Source organism: Sphingomonas sp. (genome assembly GCF_035758555.1).
Classification (GTDB): Bacteria; Pseudomonadota; Alphaproteobacteria; order Sphingomonadales; family Sphingomonadaceae; genus Sphingomonas_B.
Genome location: NZ_DASTXI010000087.1, coordinates 1 through 7472 on the forward strand (window position 1 = coordinate 1; position 7472 = coordinate 7472).

Genomic DNA, 7472 nt, shown 5'->3' on the forward strand with positions numbered 1-7472 from the left:
CACTTCATAGCTCACCATCTGCGCGGCGGCGCGGACGGCGGAGTAGAAGGGATATTTGGAATTGGATGCCCAACCCGACAGGATCACGCCGTAGACGCCGGTAGAGCTGATCGCGAGCAAGTAGAGCAGGCCGACATTGACGTTGGCGAGCACCGCCCGCGGCCCGAACGGGATCACCGCCCAGGCCGCGAGCGCGACCGTGAAAGTGATGATCGGCGCGATCAGGAACAGGCCGCGATTGGCGGCAGACGGGATGATCGTTTCCTGCAGGAAGACCTTGAGGCCGTCCGCGAACGACTGGAGCAGACCGAACGGACCGACCACGTTGGGCCCGCGGCGGAGCGCCATCGCCGCCCAGATCTTGCGGTCGGCATAGATGATCATCGCGACCGCCAGCATCAGCGGCAGCGCGATCACCAGGATGTCGATGATCGTGGCGATGAAATAAGCCCAGCCATAGGGCAGGACGCCTGTGAACCAGCTGATCATGCGGAGATCCTCCCCACTTGTGGGGAGCGGGACCGCCGCGGAGCGGTGGTGGAGGGGACGCCGTGGGACACGGCGCTGGCGCGCCGCCCCTCCACCACGCCGCTTCGCGTCGCGGTCCCCCTCCCCCAGCCGAGCTGGGGGAGGATCTTTGCCCGCGGCAATCTCGTCCATCGTCCGGCCGGTGCTGACGCTGGTCAGGCAGCGGTCGACCAGATCGCCGGAGCCGCCGGCATAATCGTCGTCGATCTTGCGCAGCAGCCAATTTTCGGTGCGCTCCTTGGGCCGCGGTTTCAGGCGGATCAGCAGCCATTCGCCCTTCATCCGCTCGCCGTTCAGGATGAAGTGCAGGTGCCCCTTCTCCAGGTCCTTCGCGCTTTTGCCCTGGACCGGCGCCCATTCGCCGCGATCCCACAGCATCACCGTGCCGCCGCCATACTCGCCTTTCGGGATCGTGCCTTCGAACGTGGCGTAGGAAAGCGGGTGGTCCTCGGTCCGGACCGCGAGCCGCTTGTCGTCAGGATCGAGGCTCGGCCCGCGCGTGACGGCCCAGGACTTGAGCACGCCGTCCATCTCCAGCCGCAAATCCCAGTGCAGCCGCGTGGCATCGTGCTTCTGCACCATGAAGGTGTGGCCGGCCCCCTTCGCGATCGTGCCGGCGGGCTCCGCGGTCCTGGTGAAGTCGCGCTTCGCATTGTAGCGGGCGAGGGGATCTGTGCGAGCGGCGGCCATCGTCGCGTGTTAACCCGCCGCCCTTTTCTTCGCGGGCGCCGCCTTTTTCGCCGGCGCCTTGGCCGCGGGCTTGCGCGCCGGCTTCGCGGTCTCGCCCGGCTTTTCCAGCGACTTCTTCAGCGCCGCCATCAGATCGACGACATTGCCGCCGCGCTTCGGCGCTTCCTCCTCGGGTTCGGGTGCGACCTTGCCGCCCTTCGCCTTCAGCTTCTTCTGCACCAGCGCCTTCAGCGCATCGACATAGCGGTCGTGGAACTGGTCCGGCTTGAACGGCGCGGTCTTCTTGGCGATCAGCGTTTCGGCGAGGTCGAGCAGCTCCTCGTCGGGCTTCGTGTCGGCGATGTCGCGGAAATAGCTCTGCGCCTTGTTGACCTCGTCGGAATAGCGCAACGTCTCAAGCACGATGCCGCGCCCGCACGGCTTCAGGCTGATGATGTACTCGCGGCCCCTGAGCGTCAGCTGGCCGAGCCCGACTTTCTTGGTCCGCTTCAGCGCCTCGCGCAGCACGACGAAGGCTTCCTCGGCCAGATCGTCGGCGGGGACGACATAATAGGGCTTCTCGAAATAGAGCACGTCGATCTCGTGCGCGTCGACGAACTGGGTCAGCTCCAGCGTCTTCTTGCTCTCGACCTTGACCGCGTCGATCTCGCTTTCGTCGAGCAGGACGTAGTGGCCCTTCTCGTATTCGAAGCCCTTGCGGATGTCCTCCGGGTCCACCGGGCCCACACCAGGCGCGACCTTCTCGTATTTGATCCGCTTGCCGCTCGGCTCGTGGATCTGATGGAACTGGATTTGCGCGCCGCTCTTCGTCGCCGAATAGAGCTCGACCGGAATCGAGACGAGCGCGAGCCTGATCTGTCCCTGCCAATAGGCGCGTGCGGCCATGAGTCACCTTCGTTGCGAGACCGATTCAAAGCGTCAGCATAAGAGTCGTTCCCTTGGGCGCGAACCCTCCCTAAAGCGCAGGGCATGACCACCGATCCGTTGGAGCTGTTCGCCGACTGGTTTGCGCAGGCGCGCGAGACGGAAATCAACGATTCAAACGCGGTCGCGCTCGCCACGGCCGACGCGTCGGGGCGGCCGTCGGTCCGGATGGTGCTGCTGAAGGGCTTCGACGAACGCGGCTTCGTCTTCTACACCAACCGGGAAAGCCGCAAGGCAGCGGAACTGGCCGCCAATCCCCAAGCCGCATTGCTGTTCCACTGGAAGTCGCTGCGGCGCCAGGTGCGGATCGAAGGGCCGGTCAGTCTCGCTTCCGATGCCGAATCCGACGCCTATTTCGCGTCGCGCAGCCGGGATTCGCAGCTGGGTGCCTGGGCGTCGGACCAGTCGCGGCCGCTCGACGAACGCGCCGCATTCGAGCAGCGCTACGAAGCGATGCGCCGGCGTTTCGACGGCCAGCCGGTGCCGCGGCCGCCACATTGGGGCGGCTACCGCGTCGCGCCCGATCGGATCGAATTCTGGCAGGATCGCCAGCACCGGCTGCACGAACGGCGGCTGTTCGAGCGGGTCGAAGGCGGCTGGCGCGAAGGCCTGCTCTACCCGTGAGCGACGCCCGGCTGCAGGAGCACGGATCGCTGACCGCGCGCGCGGCGATCGCCAGCGTCTCGATGGCGCTGTTTCTGCTCGCGCTCAAAGCTTATGCGGCCTGGACGACCGGATCGGTGGCGATGCTCGGCTCGCTTGCCGATACAGCCTTCGACGTCTGCGCGTCGCTGATCACCCTCTATGGCGTGCGGCTGGCCGCGCAGCCGGCGGATTACGACCACCGCTTCGGCCACGGCAAGGCGGAGGCGCTCGCGGCGCTGGTGCAGGTCGCGCTGATCGCCGTTTCCGCGGCCGGCATCCTGTGGCGTGCCGTTGACCGGCTGCGCACAGGCGGCGAGACCCAGGACGCCGAGTTCGGCATCGGCGTGTCGGCCATCGCGATCCTGTCGACCTTCCTGCTGCTCGCCTATCAGCGCCGCGTGATCGCGCGCACCGGGTCGGTCGCGATTCATGCCGACAACGTCCATTATCAGTCCGACTTGCTGCTGAACGGCAGCGTCATCGTCGCCCTCGCGCTGGAGCAATTCGTCGGACTGCGGGGCGCCGACCCGGTGTTCGGCATCGGCATCGCCCTGTGGCTGGCCTGGGGCGCGTGGCAGGCTTCATCCCAGGCGATCGACCAGCTGATGGACCGCGAATGGCCGGAGGAGCGCCGCCGTCGCTTCGTCGAGCTCGCCAACGCCCAGGCCGGTTTCCGCGGCATCCACGACCTGCGCACCCGGACCAGCGGCGCCCACGACTTCGCCCAATTTCACGCCTGGGTGGATCCCAACATGACGATCGCCGAGGCGCACGACATCGTCGAAGCCGCCGAGCATGCGCTGCAGTCGGCGTTTCCGGGCGCCGAGGTGCTGATCCACCTCGATCCCGAAGGCCAGATCGACCGCGCGGGGGAGGCGGACGAGGACCTTCGGGAGACGCCGGAGACGTGAGGCGGATACGCAAACGGCGCGGCAAAGCCGCGCCGTCGGTCCGGCTTTGCCGGCCGGCCGGAGTTCGCGCTGTCTTCGGCTAAGCTGCGCTTAGCCGCGCGCGCTCACTCGTAATCCCCACCCATATTCTGGTTGCGCGGCGGGGCGGCGGCAGTGAGGCGGAGCGCCTCGGCCTGCTGCGCCAACGAGCCCAGCTCGTCGACCGCATCGTCGTCGTCGACCTGCACGCGCTGCAGGCTGCCGATCAGCGTGTCGCGCAGATTGTCCGGGCGAATCGTCTCTTCGGCGATCTCGCGCAGTGCGACGACCGGGTTCTTGTCGCGGTCGCGGTCGATCGTCAGCTCGGCGCCGCCCGACACCTGGCGCGCGCGCTGTGCGGCCAGCAACACCAGGTCGAACCGGTTCGAGACCTTGTCGACGCAATCCTCGACGGTAACGCGCGCCATTGAACGCTCCAAAAATTCGGCACTTCGGGAAGGCGGGCGACATAGGGTCGCGGCGCCTCCGAGTCAACTTGCGCGGCCCGTCCCGCTCGCGCATGAGGCTGGCGTGGACGGGGACAGCATCGATGTCGAAGGCAACCGCCTGACCCTGCTGATCGAGCCGCGCGATCGGCTCACCGGACTGCTTGCGCTGATCGAGGGCGCGCAGGAAAGCCTTCGCCTCCTCTACTATACCTTTGCCGACGATCATACCGGCGGGCGCGTGCGCAACGCGCTGGTGGCAGCCTGCCAGCGCGGCGTGAGCGTCAGCCTGATCATCGACGGTTTCGGCAGCGACCCTGACGACGCGTTCCTGCAGCCGCTGCGCGAGGCTTGCGTCGACATCTGCCGCTTCATTCCCCGCTACGGGCGGCGATTTCTGCTCCGCAACCACCAGAAGCTCTGCATCGCCGACGAAAGCCGCCTCGTGATCGGTGGCTTCAATATCGAGGATGCCTATTTCGCTGGGCCGGAGGAGAATGGCTGGCGCGACCTGGGCTTGATCGTCGAAGGGCCCGCGGCTGGTCGGCTGGTCGGCTATTTCGATGCACTCTCGGCCTGGACCAAGCGGCCGCAGGCCCGGATGCGCGACCTCAGGCGGGCGCTCCGCCGCTGGAGCGAACCCAAAGGGAAAGTGCGCTGGCTGCTGGGCGGTCCGGCGCGGCGCCTGAGCCCTTGGGCGCGGACCATCCGCGACGACATCTTCCGTGCCCGATCGGCGTCGCTGATCGCCGCCTATTTCGCGCCCAGCCCGGCGATGCTGCAGCGGCTGGACCGCGCCGGCATTCGCGGGCAGGTGCGCGTGATCACTGCCGCCAAATCGGACAACACGACGACGATCGCGGCGGCGCGCTTCACCTATCCCGGGCTGCTGCGCAAGGGCGTACGGATCTTCGAATATCAGCCATCGAAGCTGCATACGAAGCTCTACGTCATCGACGACGCTGTTCATATCGGTTCGGCCAATTTTGACATGCGCAGCCTGTTCCTGAACATGGAGCTGATGCTGCGGATCGAGGACCGCGCCTTCGCCGAGCGGATGCGCGCGCTGTTCGATCACGAGCTGAAGGACAGTGTCGAAATCACGCTGAAGGATATGACCGGCTGGGGGCATACGCTCGCCCGAGCCCGCAACGCGATCGCCTATTTTCTGGTTTCGACGCTCGATTATGGCGTCACCCGACGCCTCAATATCGACGCGGAATGACGCTCGCGCTCCGTCTGGCCGTCGAGGCAGACCCGCCGGCGCTCAAGCGGCTGATGGAGCGTGCGATCGACACGCTGCTGTCGCCGTGGCTGGATCCGGCGCAGGTGCGAGCGAGCCACGCGATCATGGGACTGGATACGCAACTGATCGCCGATCGCACCTACTTTGTGGTCACGGTGGCGGGTGCTGTCGCCGGATGCGGCGGTTGGAGCAGGCGGGCGACGCTGTACGGCGGGGATCACAGCATCGAACTGCGCGAGCCGCGGCTGCTCGATCCGCGCATCGAAGCGGCACGCGTCCGGGCCATGTATACCGATCCGGATTTCGTGCGCCGCGGCGTCGGGCGGCTCATCTTGCAGGCCTGCGAAGACGCCGCGCGGACCGAGAGCTTCGCTTCCGCCGAGTTGATGGCGACGCTGGCAGGCGAACCGCTCTACGCCGCGGCAGGCTACCGGCCGGTCGACCGTGTGACGGACGCCACCGGCGGCGCTCCCGTCCCGCTGATCCGGATGCGCAAAAGCCTCTAGCCTTTTCGTGCCCAGAACAGGCGCATGGGCGGAATGTTCAGCCACTCGAAGCCATGCTCGATGGAAGGGAAATGCGGGCCGATATAGTCCGCGACCCTGGCGGAGACCTGATAGACCAGGAATGCGCCGTCGGTTTTCAGCACCGCAGCGGTTTCAGCCGCGATCCGGTCGCCGACGCCTTCGGGCAGCGTGGAGAAGGGCAGGCCCGAAAGGACATAGTCCGCCTGCTCGAAGCCGAAATCGGCGACGATCCGCCGCACGTCCGCCGCCGAACCGCGCACCGCGTGGAAGCGCGGATCGGCCACTTCGCGGCGCAGGAAAGTGACGAAGTCGGGATTGGTGTCGATCGCGACCAGTGTCGCGTCGGGGCCGAGCCGATCGAGGATCGGCACGGTATAGGTGCCGACGCCGGGGCCATATTCGACGAACAGCTTCACCCGCTCCCAGTCGACAGGCGCCAGCATCTTGTCGACCAGCGCTCGCGACGACGGGATCACCGAGCCCACCATCGCCGGATGCTTCAGGAAGCCCTTGAAGAACAAGGCCAGCGGGTGGCTCGGCCGGCGCCGGGAGAAAGCCTTGGCCTTCTGGCCGGCGGAGGAAACGGGCATTGACCAACCTCTTTCTTCGTATGCGCGCCGTCGCAAATCTTTCAGGCACTTGCAACTGCGCTTCCAGCCATCCCCGCTCTGTTCTATCGCGCCTGCTGATGGCGGCGGACAGGTCGATGGCGGGGAGCCCCGGTTCGGGCACAACGCGGGGTGAGGCCGTTGGTGCCCCGCCGCCCTTCGCGCTGCTGTTCCTGGTGATGCTGACCATCGCGGCGGGCAACACTGCGCTGCAGTCGGTGCTTCCCGCCCTCGGCCGCTCGCTGAAGGTGCCCGACAATGCCGTGGCCGCCGCCTTTTCGGTGTCCGCGCTGGTCTGGGTGATCTCGGCCCCCTATTGGGCACGGCGCTCCGACCGGCAGGGGCGGCGACAAATGGTGCTGCTGGGCCTGTTCGGCTTCTGCTCGTCGGTGTTCCTGTGCGGTGCGTTCCTGGCGGCGGGGATCCTCGGCTGGCTGGCGCCGCTTCCCGCATTCGGCTGCTTCATCGTCGCGCGGATGCTCTACGGCACGTTCGGCGCCGCCGCCCCGCCGGCCGCGCAGGCGATCGTCGCCGCCGGCACCTCGCGCGAGGAGCGCACCCGCGCCCTCACTTTGCTCGCCTCCGCCTTCGGGCTCGGCACGATCCTGGGTCCCGCGCTTGCACCTTTCTTCGTGCTGCCGATCGTCGGCCTGTCGGGACCGGCGTTCGTCTTCTCGATCTTCGGCATGGGCATGCTGGCGGTGGCGGCGCGGCTGCTGCCCGACGACACGCCGGGCGACGCGCGCGGCGCCGCGACCAGCTATCCCTCGATCGGCGGCGAGCCGACGGGCGCCAGCGTCCGCGCCGCGACCGCCGAGGATCGCGGCAAGCCGATGCCGCTGACCGACCCGCGCATCTGGCCCTGGAGGGTGTTGGGGCTCGTCACCGGCCATGCCCAGGCGATGACGGGGCAGGCGGTCGGCTTCCTG

9 protein-coding genes and 1 pseudogene are annotated in these 7472 nt (G+C 67.4%); 5 read left to right on the top strand and 5 right to left on the bottom strand.

Going from position 1 to position 7472, the window contains the following annotated elements; all coding sequences use genetic code 11:
• The 3 genes and pseudogenes from VFT73_RS05370 to VFT73_RS05380 form a co-directional block, all read right to left on the bottom strand.
• The coding region (locus tag VFT73_RS05370; protein ID WP_326409143.1) for a complex I subunit 1/NuoH family protein at positions 1–489 on the bottom strand (489 nt) is incomplete at its 3' end.
• Positions 490–786: 297 nt separating this feature from the next.
• Positions 787–1218, bottom strand: a pseudogene (locus VFT73_RS05375) (DNA polymerase ligase N-terminal domain-containing protein); the annotation flags it as partial.
• Between the two features lie 9 nt (positions 1219–1227).
• Positions 1228–2103: a Ku protein gene (locus tag VFT73_RS05380; RefSeq protein WP_326409136.1), complete on the bottom strand. Its 876-nt coding sequence runs from the start codon at positions 2101–2103 to the stop codon at positions 1228–1230.
• 84 nt (positions 2104–2187) lie between these two features.
• On the opposite strand from VFT73_RS05380, the gene pdxH reads away from it, so the two are divergent.
• Entirely contained in the window at positions 2188–2766 is a 579-nt protein-coding gene (gene pdxH, locus VFT73_RS05385; RefSeq protein WP_326409137.1) for a pyridoxamine 5'-phosphate oxidase, read from the top strand.
• Positions 2763–3698, top strand: coding sequence for a cation diffusion facilitator family transporter (locus tag VFT73_RS05390; RefSeq protein ID WP_326409138.1), 936 nt, complete (start codon positions 2763–2765; stop codon positions 3696–3698). The genes pdxH and VFT73_RS05390 overlap by 4 nt, the downstream gene beginning before the upstream one ends.
• 104 nt (positions 3699–3802) lie before the next feature.
• Here the strand turns inward: VFT73_RS05390 and rpoZ are convergent, their stop codons facing one another.
• Entirely contained in the window at positions 3803–4144 is a 342-nt protein-coding gene (gene rpoZ, locus VFT73_RS05395; protein ID WP_326409139.1) for a DNA-directed RNA polymerase subunit omega, read from the bottom strand.
• 103 nt (positions 4145–4247) lie between these two features.
• Between rpoZ and VFT73_RS05400 the strand changes: the two genes are divergently transcribed.
• On the top strand, positions 4248–5387 hold the full coding sequence (locus tag VFT73_RS05400; RefSeq protein ID WP_326409140.1) for a phosphatidylserine/phosphatidylglycerophosphate/cardiolipin synthase family protein: 1140 nt from the start codon (positions 4248–4250) through the stop codon (positions 5385–5387).
• A complete protein-coding gene (locus VFT73_RS05405) occupies positions 5384–5914 on the top strand; it encodes a GNAT family N-acetyltransferase (RefSeq protein WP_326409141.1) in 531 nt (176 codons plus the stop codon). The genes VFT73_RS05400 and VFT73_RS05405 overlap by 4 nt, the downstream gene beginning before the upstream one ends.
• On the opposite strand, the gene VFT73_RS05410 is transcribed toward VFT73_RS05405, so the two are convergent.
• The gene (locus VFT73_RS05410; protein WP_326409142.1) at positions 5911–6525 is read right to left on the bottom strand and encodes a class I SAM-dependent methyltransferase; all 615 of its coding nucleotides are present in this window, start codon (positions 6523–6525) and stop codon (positions 5911–5913) included. The genes VFT73_RS05405 and VFT73_RS05410 overlap by 4 nt on opposite strands.
• Before the next feature lie 116 nt (positions 6526–6641).
• Here VFT73_RS05410 and VFT73_RS05415 point away from each other — a divergent pair.
• The coding region (locus tag VFT73_RS05415; RefSeq protein WP_326409144.1) for an MFS transporter at positions 6642–7472 on the top strand (831 nt) is incomplete at its 3' end.

Excerpts from the sequence above, each read along its gene's own strand:
- VFT73_RS05380 (WP_326409136.1), bottom strand. The coding sequence starts at position 2,103 with ATGGCCGCACGCGCCTATTGGCAGGGACAGATCAGGCTCGCGCTCGTC.
- pdxH (WP_326409137.1), top strand. The coding sequence starts at position 2,188 with ATGACCACCGATCCGTTGGAGCTGTTCGCCGACTGGTTTGCGCAGGCG.
- rpoZ (WP_326409139.1), bottom strand. The coding sequence starts at position 4,144 with ATGGCGCGCGTTACCGTCGAGGATTGCGTCGACAAGGTCTCGAACCGG.
- VFT73_RS05405 (WP_326409141.1), top strand. The coding sequence starts at position 5,384 with ATGACGCTCGCGCTCCGTCTGGCCGTCGAGGCAGACCCGCCGGCGCTC.
- VFT73_RS05410 (WP_326409142.1), bottom strand. The coding sequence starts at position 6,525 with ATGCCCGTTTCCTCCGCCGGCCAGAAGGCCAAGGCTTTCTCCCGGCGC.